Annotated in this window: 18 protein-coding genes; 10 read left to right on the top strand and 8 right to left on the bottom strand. The window is 66.4% G+C overall.

What is annotated here, in order from left to right; translation table 11 throughout:
• Positions 1-33: 33 nt before the first annotated feature.
• Positions 34-957: a DMT family transporter gene (locus tag AC6H42_RS17455; RefSeq protein ID WP_497548582.1), complete on the top strand. Its 924-nt coding sequence runs from the start codon at positions 34-36 to the stop codon at positions 955-957.
• A 21-nt stretch (positions 958-978) separates the two neighbouring features.
• The gene (locus tag AC6H42_RS17460; protein WP_497548583.1) at positions 979-1,830 is read left to right on the top strand and encodes a sulfurtransferase; all 852 of its coding nucleotides are present in this window, start codon (positions 979-981) and stop codon (positions 1,828-1,830) included.
• Here the strand turns inward: AC6H42_RS17460 and AC6H42_RS17465 are convergent, their stop codons facing one another.
• The 5 genes from AC6H42_RS17465 to polA all read right to left on the bottom strand — a co-directional run bounded on the left by AC6H42_RS17465 (position 1,831) and on the right by polA (position 7,080).
• Positions 1,831-2,127 carry a type II toxin-antitoxin system RelE/ParE family toxin gene (locus tag AC6H42_RS17465; protein ID WP_497548628.1) on the bottom strand — a complete coding sequence of 99 codons (297 nt, stop codon included), beginning with the start codon at positions 2,125-2,127 and terminating at the stop codon, positions 1,831-1,833. It abuts the gene before it with no gap.
• On the bottom strand, positions 2,102-2,365 hold the full coding sequence (locus tag AC6H42_RS17470; RefSeq protein ID WP_157200795.1) for a hypothetical protein: 264 nt from the start codon (positions 2,363-2,365) through the stop codon (positions 2,102-2,104). Before AC6H42_RS17470 ends, AC6H42_RS17465 begins: the two co-directional genes overlap by 26 nt.
• An 86-nt stretch (positions 2,366-2,451) precedes the next feature.
• Positions 2,452-3,204, bottom strand: a complete 753-nt coding sequence (locus tag AC6H42_RS17475) for a ZIP family metal transporter (RefSeq protein ID WP_497548629.1) — start codon at positions 3,202-3,204, stop codon at positions 2,452-2,454.
• A gap of 142 nt (positions 3,205-3,346) precedes the next feature.
• A complete protein-coding gene (locus AC6H42_RS17480; protein ID WP_057153232.1) occupies positions 3,347-4,231 on the bottom strand; it encodes a dienelactone hydrolase family protein in 885 nt (294 codons plus the stop codon).
• A 41-nt stretch (positions 4,232-4,272) separates the two neighbouring features.
• Entirely contained in the window at positions 4,273-7,080 is a 2,808-nt protein-coding gene (polA, locus tag AC6H42_RS17485) for a DNA polymerase I (RefSeq protein WP_497548584.1), read from the bottom strand.
• Between the two features lie 139 nt (positions 7,081-7,219).
• Here polA and AC6H42_RS17490 point away from each other — a divergent pair, with 139 nt between their 5' ends.
• The 3 genes from AC6H42_RS17490 to AC6H42_RS17500 all read left to right on the top strand — a co-directional run bounded on the left by AC6H42_RS17490 (position 7,220) and on the right by AC6H42_RS17500 (position 9,440).
• Positions 7,220-7,621 (top strand): hypothetical protein, encoded by a 402-nt coding sequence (locus tag AC6H42_RS17490; RefSeq protein WP_229418037.1) that lies wholly within the window; start codon positions 7,220-7,222, stop codon positions 7,619-7,621.
• 61 nt (positions 7,622-7,682) lie between these two features.
• Entirely contained in the window at positions 7,683-8,639 is a 957-nt protein-coding gene (locus tag AC6H42_RS17495; RefSeq protein ID WP_057153230.1) for a homoserine kinase, read from the top strand.
• Positions 8,640-8,648: 9 nt separating this feature from the next.
• Complete coding sequence (locus AC6H42_RS17500) at positions 8,649-9,440, top strand: BPSS1780 family membrane protein (protein ID WP_497548585.1); 792 nt, start codon at positions 8,649-8,651, stop codon at positions 9,438-9,440.
• Positions 9,441-9,482: 42 nt separating this feature from the next.
• On the opposite strand, the gene queG is transcribed toward AC6H42_RS17500, so the two are convergent.
• Complete coding sequence (gene queG / locus AC6H42_RS17505; protein WP_497548586.1) at positions 9,483-10,577, bottom strand: tRNA epoxyqueuosine(34) reductase QueG; 1,095 nt, start codon at positions 10,575-10,577, stop codon at positions 9,483-9,485.
• A gap of 50 nt (positions 10,578-10,627) precedes the next feature.
• Between queG and tsaE the strand changes: the two genes are divergently transcribed.
• Genes tsaE through AC6H42_RS17520 form a run of 3 tightly spaced genes read left to right on the top strand, consistent with a single transcriptional unit; the run spans position 10,628 to position 13,401 of the window.
• Positions 10,628-11,113 carry a tRNA (adenosine(37)-N6)-threonylcarbamoyltransferase complex ATPase subunit type 1 TsaE gene (tsaE, locus tag AC6H42_RS17510; protein ID WP_497548587.1) on the top strand — a complete coding sequence of 162 codons (486 nt, stop codon included), beginning with the start codon at positions 10,628-10,630 and terminating at the stop codon, positions 11,111-11,113.
• Positions 11,077-12,585, top strand: a complete 1,509-nt coding sequence (locus AC6H42_RS17515) for an N-acetylmuramoyl-L-alanine amidase (protein ID WP_497548588.1) — start codon at positions 11,077-11,079, stop codon at positions 12,583-12,585. The genes tsaE and AC6H42_RS17515 overlap by 37 nt, the downstream gene beginning before the upstream one ends.
• A gap of 9 nt (positions 12,586-12,594) precedes the next feature.
• The gene (locus AC6H42_RS17520) at positions 12,595-13,401 is read left to right on the top strand and encodes a D-hexose-6-phosphate mutarotase (protein ID WP_497548589.1); all 807 of its coding nucleotides are present in this window, start codon (positions 12,595-12,597) and stop codon (positions 13,399-13,401) included.
• On the opposite strand, the gene AC6H42_RS17525 is transcribed toward AC6H42_RS17520, so the two are convergent.
• Positions 13,385-14,461, bottom strand: a complete 1,077-nt coding sequence (locus tag AC6H42_RS17525; RefSeq protein WP_057153224.1) for a carbonic anhydrase — start codon at positions 14,459-14,461, stop codon at positions 13,385-13,387. The genes AC6H42_RS17520 and AC6H42_RS17525 overlap by 17 nt on opposite strands.
• Positions 14,462-14,599: 138 nt before the next feature.
• On the bottom strand, positions 14,600-15,244 hold the full coding sequence (locus AC6H42_RS17530; protein ID WP_057153223.1) for a VTT domain-containing protein: 645 nt from the start codon (positions 15,242-15,244) through the stop codon (positions 14,600-14,602).
• Between the two features lie 160 nt (positions 15,245-15,404).
• Here AC6H42_RS17530 and AC6H42_RS17535 point away from each other — a divergent pair, with 160 nt between their 5' ends.
• On the top strand, positions 15,405-16,331 hold the full coding sequence (locus tag AC6H42_RS17535) for a peptidylprolyl isomerase (RefSeq protein WP_057153222.1): 927 nt from the start codon (positions 15,405-15,407) through the stop codon (positions 16,329-16,331).
• Positions 16,332-16,400: 69 nt separating this feature from the next.
• Positions 16,401-18,422, top strand: coding sequence for a DNA mismatch repair endonuclease MutL (gene mutL / locus AC6H42_RS17540; protein WP_497548590.1), 2,022 nt, complete (start codon positions 16,401-16,403; stop codon positions 18,420-18,422).
• Positions 18,423-18,431: the final 9 nt, after the last annotated feature.

An 18,431-nucleotide genomic window follows, 5' to 3' on the forward strand; every position in this document is an offset into this window, starting at 1 on the left:
CCCAGCCGCCAAGGCGGCAGAAACAGGAATGTGATGCAATCGCTTTGGATGTTGTTCGCCAGTTTCATGTTCGCCGCCATGGGCGTATGCGTGAAACTGGCCTCGGAAATCTACTCCACCTCCGAGATCGTGCTGTGCCGGGGCGTCATCGGCGTGACGGTGCTGTTCTGCATGATCCGCATCCAGGGCGGCAGCTTCAAGACCAGCATGCCCTTCGCCCACCTGTGGCGCGGCTTCATCGGCGTGGTCTCCCTGTGGCTGTGGTTCTACGCCATCGCCAACCTGCCCCTGGCCACCGCCATGACGCTGAACTACATGGCGCCGATCTGGATCGCGCTGTGGCTGTTCATGCACGGCTGGTGGCACGCCCAGAACCGCATCGAATGGCCGCTGATCCTGGCCGTGGTGATGAGCTTTGTCGGCGTCACCCTGCTGCTGCAGCCGGCCTTCCATTCCAACCAGCTGGCCCCTGCCATCGTGGCCATCGTGTCGAGCGTGCTGTCGGCCATGGCTTATATGCAGGTGCGCAAACTGGGCCTGGCGGGCGAGCCGGAATACCGGGTGGTGTTCTATTTCTCGGTCGGCAACCTGCTGGCCGGCGTCGGCGGGCATATCCTGGAAGCGGGCAGCGGCCCGGTGATCTGGCACCCGGTCGACAGCTGGTACAAATTCTTCCTGATGCTGGGCATCGGCCTGAGCGCCACCGCCGCGCAGATGGCCATGACGCGCGCCTACCGCGTCGGCAAGACGCTGGTGGTGGCCAATCTGCAGTACACCGGCATCGTGTTCTCCAGCTTCTGGGGCGTGATGGTGTTCAGCGATTCCTTCGACTGGCACAGCTGGCTGGGCATCGCCATCATTCTCGCTTCCGGTATCGCCGCAACGTTTTACAATACCCGCAGTACGGAGCGCGGCAAAGCCATTGCCACCACCGATCCGATCGCCAGCGAAGTGTAACAACCGAGTAAGAGGAGCGCCATGCATACCACCCTGATCACCGCCGCCGACCTCGCGCAGCACCTGACCGACCCGGCCTGGGTCATCCTGGACTGCCGGCACGACCTGATGAACCCGGACGCGGGCCGCGACGGCTTCGCCATCGGCCATATCCAGAACGCGCAGTTCGCCAGTATCGACGACGACCTGTCCGGCCCCAAGGCCGCCGCCGGCGCGCAGTTCACGGGCCGCCATCCGCTGCCCGAGCGCGGCGCGCTGATCGAGACGCTGCGCAGCTGGGGCATCAGCGACAGCACGCAAGTGGTGGCCTACGACGCGCACGGCGGCATGTTCGCGGCGCGCCTGTGGTGGCTGCTGCGCTGGGTGGGCCACCCGGCGGTGGCGGTGCTGGACGGCGGCCTGGCCGCCTGGCAGTCGCAAGGCCTGCCGCTGGTGACGCCGGTGGCGCAGCGCGCGCGAGGCCAGATCGCCGAGCGTCCGAGCCTGGCGCATACGGTGACCCTGGCCGACGTGGTGGAGAACCTGGGCACGCAGCGCCGCACCGTGGTGGACGCGCGCGCGGCGGACCGTTTCCGCGGCGAGAACGAGACTATCGATCCGGTGGGCGGCCACATTCCGGGCGCCAGGAACCGTTTCTTCAAGGACAACCTGCTGCCGGACGGCCGTTTCAAGCCGGGGCCGCAGCTGAAGCAGGAATTCGCGCCGCTGTTCAGCAACGCGCCCACGGCCATCATGCAATGCGGCTCGGGCGTCACCGCCTGCCACAACCTGCTGGCGATGGAAATAGCCGGCCTGCACGGCGCCTCGCTGTATCCAGGCTCCTGGAGCGAATGGTGCGCCAACCCGGCCCGCCCGGTCGCCACCGGCGCCTGATCACGGCCGCTTGCGCCGCTGGCGGTACCAGCGCAAGATATGAAGTTCTCCCGGACGCACACGGTATTCGATCGTGTGTCCGGTCTTCGGGATAGCGAATCGACGAATATCCAAAGTCGTCGCCGGTGTGCCGAGCATGGGCTGAATTTCCAGCAGAGCCAGCAGTCGTCGAACCCGACGCGCTACCAAGTCCGCCGCGCGCGGATCCGTCGTACCGATGCGCCGCAACGCCGCGTCATAGTCAGCTTTCGCTGCCGGGGCCCAAACGATCTTAGGCTTGCTTGGCACGCTGAGCACATTCGTCAATGATGCGCTGGGCGTCTTCCATCACTTGTTCGTTCGGAACCCCGCGTCCCTCTGCAATATCTTGCTCCGCGATTAAGTTTTCACGCACGCTCTCTTCGCACTCTTCGAACCCGTCCCGTTGAACAAAGTACAAGGTTTCCAGCGGCGTGCGCCCGGCGAGTTCCGCCAGGCGCTCCAGGCGGGCGCGGTCGGATGGGGACAGGGCTTGCAGGTCTTGTTCGGTGGCCATGGTTGCCTCCTTGGCGGCCAAAACATCACCTTAGCACAGGCCGGAGCGCGCGGTTTGCGCGGCCGCAAGCCCGGCCTGGCGGCCGCTCAGTGGCGCTGCGCGGTGAGGAACAGCACGATGCCGACGCCGGCGGCGATCAGCAGTACTTGCGGGATGGTCTCGCGCAGCGTGGCACGGCGCTGCATCTGCGGCATCAGGTCGCTCACGGCGATGTAGATGAAGCCGGACGAGGCGAACACCAGCACGTAGGGAATCAGGTTGCTGGCCTGGTCCAGCGTATAGTAGCCCAGCAGGCCGCCGGCGATCGCCATCATGCTGCACAGCAGATTGTAGACATAGGCGCGCGTGCGCGAGAAGCCGGCGTTCAGCAGCACGATGAAGTCGCCGATCTCCTGCGGGATCTCGTGCGCGATGATGGCCACGCCGGTCACCAGCCCCAGGCCCGGATCGGCCAGGAAAGCCGCCGCGATCAGGATGCCGTCGGTGAAGTTGTGCATGCCGTCGCCCACCAGGATCATCCAGCCGGCCTTGCCGGCTTCGCGCTTGTCATGTCCGTGGTGGTGGTGATGGCCGTCGTGCTCGTGGTGGTGCGAGTGGCGCAGGATGGCCAGCTTTTCCAGCATGAAGAAGGCCAGCAAGCCGCCCAGCAGGGTGGCAAACAGGGTGCGCGGATCCGCACTCGATTCAAACGCCTCCGGCAGCGCGTGCAGCAGCGACGTGGACAGCATGATGCCGACCGACAGGCTGACCATGCGCTCGACCACCTTGGACAGCAAGGTAAACGAGAAAACGGCCGCAGCCGTCAGGCTGATCACGCCGCCGATGGTGGTGGCCAGCAGGATGGAAATGAGTGTGGAATCGATTTTATTGCCTCTTGAGCACTACCAGGAAACGCAGCCGGGGCCCGGCGCCTGCTGCGTTCCGCGCCTGAATGCCGGCGCAAACCGGGCATTTTACCGCCCGGCCCGATTTTCTGCTCAGTTATGCAACGCCGTTGGCCTTGAACCAGGCCACGGCGCGCGCAAAACCGTCCTTGGCGTCGGCTTCGTTGTAGCTGGGACGGTAGTCGGCGTGGAAGGCGTGGCCCGAATTGGGATAGACCACGATGGTGGACCCGGTGTTGCCGGCGGCCGCCAGCGCCGCCTTCAGCTTGTCCAGCGATTCGACCGGGATGCCGGTGTCCTTGGCGCCGTACAGGCCCAGCACCGGCGCCTTGATCTTGTCGGCCACGTCGACCGGGTGCAGCGGGCTGATGGCGGTTTTCTCGCCCACCACGCGGCCGTACCAGGCCACGCCGGCCTTCACATTCGGATTGTGCGCGGTGTACAGCCAGGTCTGGCGGCCGCCCCAGCAGAAGCCGGTGATGCCCAGCTTGTCGGTGTTGCCGCCGTTGGCCTTGGCCCAGGCCACCACGGCGTCCAGGTCGGCGTGCACCTCGGCGTCCGGCGTCTTGCCGACGATGTTCTTCATCAGTTCGGCCTGCGACGGCGCCTTGGTGGCGTCGCCCTGGCGCACGAACAGGTCCGGCGCCAGCGCCAGATAGCCCAGCTTGGCGAAGCGGCGCGCCACGTCGGCGATGTGCTCGTGCACGCCGAAGATCTCGGAGATCACCAGGATCACCGGCAGGCCGGTCTTGCCGGCCGGCTGCGCGCGGTATACCGGCACGGCGGTGCCGTTCACGGTGACCGTGACGGTGCCGGCGGTCAGGCCGTCGGTGTCGGTCTTGACGACGTTCTGCGCCACCACCGGCAGCGCGGCGGCCGCAAAGCCGGTGCCGAGGGCCACTTTCAGGAAGTCGCGGCGGGCCACGCCGTCGCTCAGGTGCTTGTCGTTCAGGCTTGCTGCGTCGTTCAACAAATCTTTCATCAGTCCCCTCCTGTTGGTGAATAAATCCCGCGCAGGCCCACTTAGTGAGCCTCCTCCCAGTTCTTGCCCACGCCGACTTCCGCCAGCAGCGGCACCTTCAACTGCGCCACGCCGGCCATCAGCTGCGGCAGCTTTTCGCGCACCAGCGCCAGCTCCTCGTCCGGCACTTCCAGCACCAGTTCGTCGTGCACCTGCATGATCATGCGGGTTTTCAGGCCATCCTTCTCCAGCCAGTCCTGCACCGCGATCATGGCCAGCTTGATCAGGTCGGCCGCCGTGCCCTGCATCGGCGCGTTGATCGCCGCGCGCTCGGCGCCCTGGCGGCGCGGGCCGTTCGGCGAATTGATCTCCGGCAGCCAGAGGCGGCGGCCGAACACGGTTTCCACGTAGCCCTTGGCCTTGGCCTGCAGGCGGGTGTCGTCCATGTAGGCCTTCACGCCGGAGAAGCGCGCGAAGTAGCGGTCGATGTAGTTCTGCGCGGCGGCGCGGTCGATACCCAGGTTGGAGGCCAGGCCGAAGGCGCTCATGCCGTAGATCAGGCCGAAATTGATCACCTTGGCGTAGCGGCGCTGTTCGCTGGTCACGTCGGCCGGCGCCACGCCGAAGATCTCGGCGGCGGTGGCGCGGTGGATGTCCTCGCCTTCGGCGAAGGCGCGCAGCATGTTCGCGTCCTCCGAGATGTGCGCCATGATGCGCAGCTCGATCTGCGAATAGTCGGCCGACACGATATGGCTGCCCGGCGGCGCCACGAAGGCTTCCCGGATGCGCCGCCCTTCGGCGGTGCGGATCGGGATGTTCTGCAGGTTCGGATCGTTCGACGCCAGGCGCCCCGTCACCGCCACCGCCTGTGCGTAGTTGGTGTGCACGCGGCCGGTGGCCTTGTTGATCATCAGCGGCAGCTTGTCGGTATAGGTGGACTTCAGCTTGGCCATGCCGCGGTATTCCAGCAGCACTTTCGGCAAGGGATAGTCCTCGGCCAGCTTCTGCAGCACTTCCTCGTCGGTGGACGGGGCGCCGCTGGGCGTCTTTTTCACCACCGGCAGCTTCAGCTTCTCGAAGAAGATCTCGCCGATCTGCTTGGGCGAGCCCAGGTTGAACGGCTGCTCGGCCAGCTCGTGCGCCTTCGCTTCCAGTTCCACGATGCGCGCGCCCAGCTCCTCCGACTGGATCTTCAGCAGCGCCGCGTCGATCATCACGCCGTTGCGTTCGATCTTTTGCAGCACGATGGCGGTTGGCAGTTCGATCTTGCTGTAGATGCGGGTCAGCTTCTCGTCGGCCGAGACGTTGCCGTGCATGGCCAGGTGCAGCCGCAGCGTGATGTCGGCGTCTTCCGCCGCGTATTCGGTGGCGCGGCCGATTTCCACCTGGTCGAAGGTGATCTGCTTGGCGCCCTTGCCGCACACGTCCACGAACGGGATGGTGGTGTGGTTCAGGTGGCGCAGCGCCAGGCTGTCCATGTCGTGCGTGCGGTGCGATTCGAACACGTAGGACTGCAGCAGCGTGTCGTGCACGATGCCGCGCAGGGCCACGCCGTGGTTGGCGAAGATGTGCGCGTCGTACTTCAGGTTCTGGCCGACCTTGGGCTTGGCGCCGTCCTCCAGCCAGGGCCTGAGCTTTTCCAGCACCAGTTCGCGGCTGAGCTGCTCGGGCACGCCCTGGTAGCTGTGCGCCACCGGGATATAGCAGGCCACGCCCGGCTCGGTGGCCAGCGAAATGCCGACCATCTGCGCCGTCATCGGCTCCAGCGAGGTGGTTTCCGTGTCCACCGCCGTCAGCCCGGCGGCGTCGATGCGGGCGATCCATTTGTCCAGGTCCGCCTCGGTCAGCACGGTCTCGTAGTGGACGCTGGCCGGCGCGCTGGCGGCGGCGAACAGGTCGCCGTTGGCGCCGCCGGCGGCGATGGCGCCCGCTGGCGCCGCGGCCGCGCCGGCGCCGGTGGCGGCGGACGGTGCGCCCGCGCCGCCGGCGCCGATGGGCGCGGCCGGCGTCAAGCCGCCCAGTTCCCGCAGCAGCGTCTTGAAGCCGTATTTGCCGAAGAAGGCCAGCAGCGACTCCTTGTCCTCGCCCTTGGCCACCAGCGATTCGGAAATCGACATCATGTGCGCGCTCAGGTCGCAGTCGGTCTTCACGGTGATCAGCTCGCGGCCCTTCGGCAGCCATGGCAGCGCGGTGCGCAGGTTCTCGCCGACGGCGCCGGTGATCTTGTCCGCGTTGGCCATCACGCCGTCCAGGCTGTCATAGGCGGTGAGCCACTTGAGCGCGGTTTTCGGGCCGCACTTGGCCACGCCCGGCACGTTGTCGACGGTGTCGCCGATCAGGGTCAGGTAGTCGATGATGCGGTTCGGCGGCACGCCGAACTTGGCCAGCACGCCCGGCTCGTCCATCTTCTCGTTGGTCATGGTGTTGATCAGCATGACGTGCGGATTGACCAGCTGCGCCAGGTCCTTGTCGCCGGTCGACACCACCACGTCCAGGCCGGCCTTGACCGCATCCACGCACAGCGTGCCGATCACGTCGTCCGCCTCCACGCCTTCGACCATCAGGATCGGCCAGCCCATGGCGCGCACGGCCTCGTGGATGGGTTCGATCTGCAGGCGCAGGTCGTCCGGCATGGACGCGCGCGTGGCCTTGTACTCGGGGTACAGATCGTCGCGGAAGGTCTTGCCCTTGGCGTCGAACACGCAGGCGATGTAGGCGGCGGGGAAGTCGGCGCGCAGGCGGCGCAGCATGTTGACCATGCCGTGCATGGCGCCGGTCGGATGGCCGTCCGGGCTGCGCAGGTCGGGCAGCGCGTGGAAGGCTCGGTAGAGGTAGCTGGAACCGTCAACCAGCAGCAGGGTCTTTTGCATATAAGAAAATTAAGCGTTCCGGCGTTATAACAATGGAGTCGGCCATTATCGCAGACTATTTTAAAACCGGAACCGTGTCGGTTTGTTACAATGGGCACATACGGAATCTAGCAATTCATCTAACAGGGCGGTATACATCATGCGTGCATCCACAATCTGGCCAGTCCTCATTCTCGCCCTGAGCAGCGTCGCCCAGGCTCAAACGCCTTCGGCCGCGCCCCCGAAACTCGACAAAATCGAAGAAGTTGACACGCCGATCACGGTTACCACCAAGCCGGCCAACGAACGCAAAGTCACGGAAAAACGCGAAGGCGGCCGGGTCACCGAGGCCAAGGTCAAGAGCGGCCCCAGCACCTACACCGTCAAGGCGCAAAACACCACCAGCACCACGGCCCTGCCCGGCGACGCCGCCGGCCAGGCCAACCGCGGACCGCAGTGGACCGTGATGGAATTCGACATCGGCAAGAAGAAGACCAAGCAGAAGGAAGACGAGGCGGCCGACGACACGCCGGCCCCGCCGCCTCCGCCAGCGAAACGCTGAGCATGCGCTGAGTCACCGGCTTCTTGCTCCCGCAGCTTAATTTCAATCATATTCGCTTCTCATGGCAGTTTTTACCCCGGTCAGCCTGGATGACGTCCGCCAGTGGATCACGCAATTTCCCCTCGGCAAACCGGTTGCGATCAAAGGCATCGCTTCCGGCATCGAAAACAGTAACTTCTTCCTCACTACCGAGAGCGGCGAATACGTCCTCACGATATTCGAGAACCTGTCTTTCGAGCAACTTCCCTTTTATTTGAACCTGATGCGCCATCTGGCCGACCGGGGCGTGGCCGTGCCCGCGCCGATCGCCAATGCCGGCGGCGAGCTGGTCACGGCCCTGCACGGCAAGCCCGCGTCTATCGTCACCAAGCTGGTGGGCAAGTCGCAGATGGACCCGCAGCCGGTGCATTGCGCCGAGGTGGGCGCCATGCTGGCCAGGATGCATGTGGCGGCGCTGGACTACCCGGCGCAGCAGCCCAACCTGCGCGGCCTGGACTGGTGGAACTGGGCCACGCCGCAAGTGCTGCCCTTCCTGAGCGAGTCCGAAGCGCACCTGCTGCGCGCCGAAATGCATTTCCAGGAAGCGTTCTACGGCTGCGGCACCTACAAGCTGCTGCAACAAGGTCCGGTGCACGCCGACCTGTTCCGCAACAACGTGATGTTCGACGGCGACAAGCTCACCGGCTTCTTCGACTTCTACTTCGCCGGCTGCGACAGCTGGCTGTTCGACGTGGCCGTGACGGTCAACGACTGGTGCATCGACCTCGACACCGGCGTGCTGGACACGGCCCGCGTGCGCGCCATGCTGGACGCCTACCACGCGGTGCGCCCCTTCACGGCAGCCGAACAGACCGCCTGGCAGCCGATGCTGCGCGCCGGCGCGCTGCGCTTCTGGCTGTCGCGCCTGTACGACCTGCACCTGCCGCGCGAAGCGGAAATGCTGACGCCGCACGATCCGACCCACTTTGAACGCATCCTGCGCGAGCGCATCGCCGTTGCGGCACCCGCACTGTACTGAAAAACCGACATGGGCAAACTCCCCGCAAGCACCGGCTGGCTCTGGATCAAACAGGGCTTTGATTTGTTCAGGCAGCAGCCTGGCAGCCTGACCTCGCTGGCCATGCTGTACGCCATGCTGAACCTGGTGCTCAGCATCGTGCCCATGATTGGCCAGCTGGCCGCCATTGTGCTGATCCCGGCGTTCTCGGTGGCCTTCATGCAGGCCTGCGCCGACGTCGAGCAGGGCAAGCGGGTGGTGCCGGCGCTGCTGCTGTCGGGCTTCCGCAAGCCGGCCCTGCCCAAGCTGGTGGCGGTCGGGCTGCTGTACCTGTCGGCCGCCGCGCTGGCCATCGGCATGGCCTCGCTGGTCAGCGACGGCATGCTGGTCAAGCTGTTGACCGGCAAGATTGCGCATGACTCGGCCGAAGCGCGCGACGCCAGCCTGGGCAGCGCGCTGCTGCTGATCCTGGCGATCGGCCTGCCGGCCGCCATGGCCTTCTGCTTCGCCGCGCCGCTGATCTACTTCCAGAACATGGGCGTGGGCAAATCCATCTTCTACAGCTTCTTCGGCGTGCTGCGCGCCTTCAAGACCTTCGTGGTGTTTGCCGTCAGCCAGTTCGGCCTGATGCTGCTGCTGTCGCAAATCGTCGGCGCGCTGTTCGGCGGCAGCCCCACCCTGTTCGTCATGGTGATGCAAATCGTGCTGGTGCTGTTCTCGGTGCTGTTCCACTGCGCCTTCTACGCCAGCTACCGTCAGATCTTCGGCAATCCCGTGGCGCCCGGCGCCGCAGCGGGCAACGCGCCGACCGACGCGCCCTGACCCCGCCGCCCCTGCTGCCTGGCGCGTGCCGCGTGGCGCCCGCTAGCCATGCAGCGCCAGCGCCCATTCAACGTGCTCGCGCACCAGCGCCGAGGGGTGCGCGCGGCGCGCCTGCAGCGCGGCCACGATGACGGGGTCGCCCCGCGCGCCGGCCGCCGCCGCGTTGCCCAGTCCGACCGCGATATTGCGCAGCCAGCGCTCATGGCCGATGCGGCGGATCGGACTGCCCTCCATCTTGCGGTTAAATTCCTCCTCGCTCCAGCCGAACAGCGCCACCATGCCGGCGCTGCCCAGGCCGTGCCGCTCGTCGAAATCCGGCAGGGTGGCGCGCTGGGCGAACTTGTTCCACGGGCAGGCGGTCTGGCAGTCGTCGCAGCCGTACACGCGGTTGCCGATCAGGGGCCGCATCTCCTCCGGTATCGCGTTCTTCAGTTCGATGGTCAGGTAGGAAATGCAGCGGCGCGCGTCCAGCCGGCCCGGGCCGAGGATGGCCTGCGTGGGACACGCCGTGATGCAGGCGCTGCACTGGCCGCAGTGGGCGCCGGCCGGTTCGTCCACCGGCAGCGGCAGGTCGACCAGGATTTCACCCATGAAGAACATGGAGCCGGCGCTGCGGTTGATCAGCAAGGTGTGCTTGCCGCGCCAGCCCAGGCCGGACTTCTCGGCCAGCGGCAGCTCCATCACCGGCGCCGAATCGGTAAACACGCGGTAGCCGAAGTCGCCCACGGCGCCCTTGATGCGGTCGGCCAGCTGCTGCAGCCGCGCGCGCAGCACCTTGTGGTAGTCGCGGCCGCGCGCATAGACCGAAATTACGGCCGCCGATGGATCGGCAATGCGCGCGGCCTCGCGTTCGCGCCAATCTGCGTCCAGCGACCCGGGCAGGTAGTTCATGCGCGCGGTGATCACGCGCACCGTGCCCGGCACCAGCTCGTCCGGGCGGGCGCGCTTCATGCCGTGGCTGGCCATATAGTCCATTTCACCGTGCATGCCGGCGTCCAGCCAGGCTTGCAGGCCCGCCTCCTGGGCCGACAGGTCGATATCGGCCACGCGCACTTCGGCAAAGCCCAGCTCCATGCCCCACTCCTTGATGGAACGGGCAAGTTCGTCTAAATTGAGGTGGGCAGGAAGTGTCGGCACAAGTGTGATCGGCTATACAATGCAACGGTTTACAACCCACATTTTATGCGATGCAGCACTTTAAATCCCACCTCCACGACGAAGCCGGCACCGCCGCCCTGGGCGCGGCCCTGTCGCGCGCGCTCCTGCCGGGCATGGCGATCTACCTGCACGGCGACCTGGGCGCGGGCAAAACCGCCCTCACCCGCGCGCTGCTGCACGCGGCCGGCCACCAGGGCAATGTGAAAAGCCCCACCTACACGCTGTCCGAACCGTACAGCGTGCAGCTCGACGGCCGCGCCGTCAACGTGATCCACTTCGACCTGTACCGCATGAGCAGCCCCGAGGAATTCCTCGACGCCGGCTTCCGCGAGGACTTCAACGGCAACAACATCTGCATCGTGGAATGGCCCGAGAAAGCCGACCCGGTGCTGCCGCCGCCGGACCTGCATATATTCTTGGCTGTGGCTGGCGAAGGACGTGATGTAGAATTGCAAGCGTCCTCCGCTTTAGGTCTGTCATGCCTGCAACGCCTCAAATTCGCACCGAACATGTAAAGTCCCGCCACCGGCGCACGGTACTGCGCGCCGGCAGCGCCCTGCTGCTGTCGGTCATGGCGCCGCTGTCGGCGCGCGCCGCCCAGATCCTGGCGGTGCGCGTGTGGCCCGCCGCGGACTACACCCGCGTCACCCTGGAGAACGATTCCAACCTGAAGGCCACCCACTTCGTGGTGAAGGACCCCGAGCGCCTGGTGGTGGACATCGAAGGCCTGGAGCTCAATCCCACGCTGAAGTCGCTGGTCGCCAAGATCCAGTCGAACGACCCCTACATCCGCCAGGTGCGCGTGGGCCAGAACCGGCCCAACGTGGTGCGGCTGGTGTTCGACCTGAAAGAGGAAGTGACGCCGCAGGTGTTCGCGCTGGCGCCGGCCGGCCAGTACAAGCACCGCCTGATCTTCGACCTGTACCCGGTCAACGCGCTCGATCCCATTGCCGCCATGATAGAAAAAGGCGACTGGAGCGACGCGCCGGCGCTGCCGGCGGGCGAGGCCATCGCCACCGCGCCCGCAGTTCCCGCCGCCGCCACACCTGTCCCCGGCGCTCCGGGTTCCCCCGGCACCGGCGTGCAGGCCAGCCAGGCCACGCAGGCCGCGCAGGCGAAGGCCGAGGCGCGCGCCGAGATCAAGGCCGAGGCAAAGGCCGAAGCGGCCGCGCAGAAGACCGAGATCGCCGCCGCGCATCCGGACGCCAGGCCCGAGGCCAAACCGGAAACGCGTGAACCGCTGCCGCAGGCCAAGCCCCTGCCGGGCCAGAAGGTGGCGCGCATGATCACCATCGCGCTCGACCCCGGCCACGGCGGCGAAGACCCCGGCGCCATCGGCTCCAGCGGCTCGCGCGAAAAGGACATCGTGCTGGCCATCGCCAAGCGGCTCAAGGGCAAGCTGGAACAGCATCCCAACATCCGCGTCATGCTGACGCGCGACGGCGACTACTTCGTGCCGCTCGGCACCCGGGTCGACAAGGCGCGCAAGGTGCAGGCCGACCTGTTCGTGTCGATCCACGCGGACGCCTTCGTGCAGCCGTCCGCGCGCGGTTCGTCGGTGTTCGTGCTGTCCGAAAAAGGCGCCAGTTCCAGTGCGGCGCGCTGGCTGGCCAACAAAGAAAACGACGCCGACAACATCGGCGGCGTGAACGTGCAAGGGCACGACAAGCAGCTCGCCAGCGTGCTGTTCGACCTGTCCACCACGGCCCAGATCAACGACAGCCTGAAGCTGGGCAAGGCCGTGCTGAGCGAGATCGGCGGCATCAACCGCCTGCACAAGGGCTCGGTCGAGCAGGCCGGCTTCGCGGTGCTGAAAGCGCCCGACATTCCGTCGATCCTGATCGAGACCGCCTTCATCTCCAACCCGGAAGAAGAAGCCAGGCTGAAAGACAACGGCTACCAGGACAAGCTGGCCGACGCCGTCGTCAAAGGCATCCGCCAGTACTTCGCCAAGAATCCGCCGCTCGCCAAGAGCCGCACCACCTAAAGGACATCCATGATCAACAGTGGAATCGAGCACGTCACCTACGGCGCGCTGCCGGCAATCCGTGTCACCGCGCCCGACGGCGCGCAGGCCATCATCACGCTGTTCGGCGCCCACCTGCTGTCGTGGACCACGCCGGAGGGCAAGGAACGCCTGTTCCTGAGCGAATGCTCGCCGATGGACGGCAGCGCGGCCATACGCGGCGGCGTGCCGGTGATCTTCCCGCAGTTCTCCACGCGCGGCGACGGCCAGCGCCACGGCCTGGCGCGCTTGTCCAGCTGGCGCCTGGGCGAGCATGGCGCCGACGCGGAGGGCGTGCAGGTGGAATTCGAACTGACGCAGGCCGACGTGCCGGCGCAACTGGCCGCCGGCTGGCCGCACGACTTCGCGCTGCGCCTGCGCTTCGCGCTGCGCGGCAACGCGCTGCAGATGCGCTTCAACGTGCGCAATACCGGACAAAGCAGTTTCGACTTCGCCAGCGCGCTGCACACCTATTATGCGGCGGGCGACTTCCTGAAAAGCGCGCTGCACGGCCTGGAGCCCGGACCCATCGCCTTCGGCCCGCCACTGGACAATATCTACGCCGCGCCGCAGGAGCTGGAACTGCACACCGCTGTCAGCAAGCTGCTGCTGCAGCAGCAAGGCTTCTCGGAATGGGTGGTATGGAACCCGGGCGCGGAAAACGCGGCCAGGCTGACCGACATGGCCGACCACGAATGGCGCGAGTTCGTCTGCATCGAACCGGCGCGCGTGGACCAGAAAGAGCTGAAAGCCGGCGCCGAATGGACCGGCCTGCACACCATTACTGCGATTCCTTGATGATGCGGCCCGATGCAGGCTGGATCGGGCGCGCATTGAGCGGATACAGGCGGCTGAACAGCGCCATCTGCGCCGGCGACGCCTGCACCGGCTCCTTCATCACCAGCCACAGCACGTTCTCGGTGCACGGCGGCTCCGTGATCGATCCCATATAGGTGAAATAGTCGCGCCGCTGCGGCAGCAGGTCGTTCGGATCGAGCACGATGGAGGGCGCCGTCACGTCCCCCTTCTCCAGCGGCAGGTTGTTCCACACGGTCTGGATGGCCGGCTGCGGCTTGCCGCGCTCCAGCAGCAGCGCCAGCACCGCCAGGCGGCCCTCGCCGTCCTTGTGCACCAGGTGCATTACCATCTCGAAACCCTTGCCGTTGATGCGCTCCTCCGACGGCCGGTGGAAATGGAACTGCACCAGCTCGTACATGCGGTTGCCCACCGACAGGAAATTCCCGCCGCCCATGGTCACCTGCACGGTCTTGCCGTTGTCCTGCACGTTGAAGGCGGACGGGCGGTAATCGAAAGTGATCTGCTCCAGGTCCACCTTCATGCCGTCGCGGATATCGATCGGCGACTGGCGGTTGCCGCTGCCGCACTTGGCCCAGTCCGCGTTGATCTTGCTCCAGTTGGCCGGGCCGAATTCGCCCTCGTAGGCCCAGTGCGTGCCGTTGGCGCGCGGCGGCGGCATGGCGGCGATTTTCGCGGCCTTGGCCGCGGCATCCTTCCTGGCCTTGGCGGCGGCGGCGGCGCGCGCGGCCTGGTTGGCGCGCATCTGCGCCAGGCGCTCGGCGATCTTGGCCGACAGTTCCGCTTCGGCCTGCTCCTCGCGTTCGCGCTCGCTCAGCTTGGGCGCGGCAGGCGCCCTGGCGCCCGGCTTGGCGGTCCCGCTAGCGGCGCCATTGGCGCCATTGGCGCCGCCAAGACCGATAGGCGACGGATTGGACGGACGGATGTTGCTGATATTGGCCTGCGCCATCTTGCTCAACGGCGGCGCATAAGGCGAAGGATCGGCGGCGCCCGCTGCCGCAATGGCAAGCCAGCTGGCACTGAAGGCGATCAGGTTACGCATGGGAGTCCAGGAATGAGAAATGCATACCTGGTTTAACGGTTGCACAGGGGGAAAACTTGAGCTGTGCAGGACGAAATCAGCCGCAGCATGGCGCTGCGGCCGTTGTTGCCATTATTACTAGTATTGCAATTGCCGCGGTCAGCGGCCCAGCACGCGGCGGCCCAGCTTCCACGCGCCGCCCAGCATCAGCGGCACGATGGCTGCGCCCACGCCCACCATGACGATGGTGGTCAGGTGGTCGCGCACGATAGGCATATTGCCAAACAGATATCCGCCGACGGTCAGCGACACCACCCACGCCACCGCGCCGGTCACGTTGTACAGCTGGAAGCGGCTGAAGGTCATGTCCGACACGCCCGCCACGAAGGGCGCGAAAGTGCGCACCACGGGAATGAAGCGGGCCAGGATGATGGTCTTGCCGCCGTGCTTCTCGAAGAATTCATGCGTGCGGTGCAGCGCGTCCTTGTTCAGCCAGCGGTAGTCGTGGGTAAATACCCGTTGACCGATGGCCTCGCCGATCCAGTAATTGACGGTGTTGCCGGTGACGGCCGCCGTGATCAGCAGCGCGATCAGGACCGGCAGGTTCATCTGGCCGGTGGCGCACAAGGCGCCGGCGATGAACAGCAGGGTGTCGCCAGGGAAGAAAAACAGCACGACCAAGCCTGTTTCACTAAAAATGATGAAAAACAGCACCGCGTAGATCCACACCCCGTAATGGGCGATCAGGGTGTCCAGGGCCTTGTCGACATGCACCAGCATGTCCAGTAATTGCATGAATTCCATAAAAATCCCAAAAAGGTAACGCCGGTAGCGCCGGAATCATACACCACACTGAGCGGTGCAAGATTGTAGTCACGGTTTAATTTTGCCCACCTGCAGTATGGGGGCGCATGCCGGTATTACAATTCCCCGACTCGCAAATGAGAAACCAGGAGACCAATAGATGCATGCGTACAACGTAGCGAAAACCGTGCTGGCGATCCCGGCACTGGCCGTGCTGTGCACCCAGGCCGTCCGGGCCGCCGAGCCGGCCAACCCGCCCAGGCCCACCGTGGCCGACGTGGTCCAAGCCTCCAGGGCGGCGGACTGGCGCCCGCTGGACCCGGAGCACACGCTGTATATGGACCTGCCCGCCGGCCGCGTGGTGATCGAACTGGCGCCCGCCTTCGCCCCGGCGCACGCCGCCAACATCCGCGCCCTGGTGCGCGAGCACTACTTCGACGGCCTGGCCATGCTGCGTTCGCACGACAACTATGTGGCCCAATGGGGCGACCCGGACGAAAAGAACCCGCGCCCCTTCAAGGCCGCCAAGGCCAAGCTGCCGGGCGAATTCACGGTGCCGCTGTCGAATGACAAGCAATTCACGCTGCTGCCCGACCGCGACGGCTATGCCGCCCAGGTCGGCCACTCGAACGGTTTCCCGTCCGCGCGCGACCCGAAAACCGGGCGCGCCTGGCTGGCGCACTGCTACGGCATGGTCGGCGTGGGCCGCGACGTGGACAGCGACAGCGCCAACGGCAGTTCGCTGTACGCGGTGACCGGCCACGCGCCGCGCCACCTGGACCGCAACATCACCGTGGTGGGCCGGGTGGTGTCCGGCATGCCGCTGCTGTCCTCGCTGCCGCGCGGCAGCGGCGCGCTCGGCTTCTATGACAAGGCCGAGCAGCGCACGCCGATCAAGTCCGTGCGGCTGGCGGCCGACGTGCCCGAAGCCGAGCGCCTCAAGCTCGAAGTCATGCGCACCGACTCGGCCAGCTTCAAGGCCGTGGCCGAAGCCCAGCGCAACCGCGGCGGCCCGTGGACCAAGGTCCCGGCCGGCTACGTCGAGCTGTGCAACGTCACCATCCCCGTGCGCGAAGTTGGCAAATAAACAAAATGGGGTCAGGGTTAATTAACTGGGCAACTAATTTCCCGGAGCACCGTGTTTTATAATCACGGCATGAACGCTCCCGCCCCACACCGTCCCATCCAGGCCCTGCCCGACCAGTTGATTTCCCAGATCGCCGCCGGCGAGGTGGTGGAGCGGCCGTCGGCGGTGGTCAAGGAATTGCTGGAGAACGCGCTCGACGCAGGCTCCACCCAGATCACCGTGCGGCTGGAGGAAGGCGGCGTCAAGCGCATCGCCATCACCGACAACGGCCGCGGCATCGCCCCCGAGCAGATGCCGCTCGCGCTGGCGCGCCACGCCACCTCCAAGATCGCCTCGCTGGACGACCTGGAAAACGTGCACACGCTGGGCTTCCGCGGCGAGGCGCTGGCCTCCATCGCGTCCGTGGCCGCCGTCACGCTCACCTCGCGCACGGCCGACGCGCCGCACGCCTGGGAAATCACCGGCTCGCACCTGGGCACCGTCACGCCCTCGTCCGGCGCCCACGGCACCACCATCGACGTGCGCGACCTGTATTTCAACACACCGGCGCGCCGCAAGTTCCTGAAGTCCGAGCAGACCGAATTCAGCCACTGCGCCGACGTGGTGCGCCGCATCGCGCTGGCGCGGCCGGACGTCGCGTTCTCGCTGGCGCACAACGGCAAGACCGTGGACCACTGGATGGTGGGCGAAATGGCCAAGCGCAGCGCGCAGATCCTGGGCGAGAATTTCGCCACCGCGCGCCTGCCGATCGACGAAAACGCCGGCCCGCTGCGCATCCACGGCTACGCCGGCCTGCCCACCGCTTCCAAGGCGCGCGCCGACGGCCAGTACTTCTACGTCAACGGCCGCTTCGTGCGCGACAAGGTGCTGATGCACGCGGTGCGCGCTGCCTACGAGGACGTGCTGCACGGCGACCGCTTCCCGTCCTACGTGCTGGCGCTGGACCTGGACCCGGCGCTGGTGGACGTGAACGTGCACCCGTCCAAGATCGAGGTGCGCTTCCGCGACAGCCGCGCGGTGCACCAGTTTGTGTTCCACGCGGTGCAGCGCGCGCTGGCGCAGACCTCGGCCACCTCGCACGGCAGCGTACCCTCGCCGCTGCCAGCGGCGGACGGGCTGACCGCCACCGCGCCGTGGCGCCCGCAGGAGCAGACCTCGTTCGGCTCCATCCTCAATCCCGACTACCAGCCGACCTTCTCGGCCTCGCCGTTCGGCCAGCCGCAGCGCCAGTTCGGCGACACGGGCAACCACGGCGGCGTGGCCCAGAGCACGGAGCGTTACGGCGCCCTGTTCAGCGGCGGCAGCGCCTTCGGCGCGCGCGCCAGTTACGGTGTTGATGGCGGCGATGGCGCCGGCAGCGGCGGCGCGGACGGCAACGGCCAGGGCGGCGCAGGCCTCGGCGGCGGCATGTCCGGCGCAGGCGCAGCGGGCGCAGGCTACGCCCTGCCCCAAGCCGCCCCCTACATCGCCTCCTCGGCCGCCATGGCCGCCGAAGAATTCCCGCTCGGCTTCGCGCTGGCGCAGCTGCACGGCATCTACATCATGGCGCAAAACAGCAAAGGCCTGGTGCTGGTGGACATGCACGCCGCGCACGAGCGCATTTTGTACGAACAGCTGAAAAACGCGCTGGACGCGCAAGTGTCCGGCCAGGACATGCAAGTGCAGCAGCTGCTGATCCCCGTCACCTTCTACGCCGACGCGGTGGAAGTGGGCACCGCGCAAGAGCACCAGGAAACGCTGCACTCGCTGGGCTTCGACATCGCCGCCCTGTCGCCCACCACCCTGGCGGTGCGCACCGTGCCTGCCCTGCTGAAGAACGCCGACGCCCAGACGCTGGCGCGCGACGTGCTGCGCGACGTGCGCGAATTCGGCGGCTCGCGCGTGCTCATCGAGCGCCGCAACGAGCTGCTCGGCACCCTGGCCTGCCACACCGCCGTGCGCGCCAACCGCATCCTGTCGGTGCAGGAAATGAACGCCCTGCTGCGCCAGATGGAAAGCACCGAACGCGCCGACCAGTGCAACCACGGCCGCCCGACCTGGGTGCAGGTCGAAATCAACGCGCTGGACAAGCTGTTCCTGCGCGGCCAGTAACCGAAAAAA

The sequence above is a fragment of the Massilia sp. NBRC 108631 genome (assembly GCF_059704565.1).

What these genes read in the sequence shown, in the direction of transcription:
- AC6H42_RS17455 (WP_497548582.1), top strand. Translation starts at nt 34, where the DNA reads ATGCAATCGCTTTGGATGTTGTTCGCCAGTTTCATGTTCGCCGCCATG.
- AC6H42_RS17460 (WP_497548583.1), top strand. Translation starts at nt 979, where the DNA reads ATGCATACCACCCTGATCACCGCCGCCGACCTCGCGCAGCACCTGACC.
- AC6H42_RS17470 (WP_157200795.1), bottom strand. Translation starts at nt 2,365, where the DNA reads ATGGCCACCGAACAAGACCTGCAAGCCCTGTCCCCATCCGACCGCGCC.
- AC6H42_RS17480 (WP_057153232.1), bottom strand. Translation starts at nt 4,231, where the DNA reads ATGAAAGATTTGTTGAACGACGCAGCAAGCCTGAACGACAAGCACCTG.
- polA (WP_497548584.1), bottom strand. Translation starts at nt 7,080, where the DNA reads ATGCAAAAGACCCTGCTGCTGGTTGACGGTTCCAGCTACCTCTACCGA.
- AC6H42_RS17490 (WP_229418037.1), top strand. Translation starts at nt 7,220, where the DNA reads ATGCGTGCATCCACAATCTGGCCAGTCCTCATTCTCGCCCTGAGCAGC.
- AC6H42_RS17495 (WP_057153230.1), top strand. Translation starts at nt 7,683, where the DNA reads ATGGCAGTTTTTACCCCGGTCAGCCTGGATGACGTCCGCCAGTGGATC.
- AC6H42_RS17500 (WP_497548585.1), top strand. Translation starts at nt 8,649, where the DNA reads ATGGGCAAACTCCCCGCAAGCACCGGCTGGCTCTGGATCAAACAGGGC.
- tsaE (WP_497548587.1), top strand. Translation starts at nt 10,628, where the DNA reads ATGCAGCACTTTAAATCCCACCTCCACGACGAAGCCGGCACCGCCGCC.
- AC6H42_RS17515 (WP_497548588.1), top strand. Translation starts at nt 11,077, where the DNA reads ATGCCTGCAACGCCTCAAATTCGCACCGAACATGTAAAGTCCCGCCAC.
- AC6H42_RS17520 (WP_497548589.1), top strand. Translation starts at nt 12,595, where the DNA reads ATGATCAACAGTGGAATCGAGCACGTCACCTACGGCGCGCTGCCGGCA.
- AC6H42_RS17525 (WP_057153224.1), bottom strand. Translation starts at nt 14,461, where the DNA reads ATGCGTAACCTGATCGCCTTCAGTGCCAGCTGGCTTGCCATTGCGGCA.
- AC6H42_RS17530 (WP_057153223.1), bottom strand. Translation starts at nt 15,244, where the DNA reads ATGGAATTCATGCAATTACTGGACATGCTGGTGCATGTCGACAAGGCC.
- AC6H42_RS17535 (WP_057153222.1), top strand. Translation starts at nt 15,405, where the DNA reads ATGCATGCGTACAACGTAGCGAAAACCGTGCTGGCGATCCCGGCACTG.
- mutL (WP_497548590.1), top strand. Translation starts at nt 16,401, where the DNA reads ATGAACGCTCCCGCCCCACACCGTCCCATCCAGGCCCTGCCCGACCAG.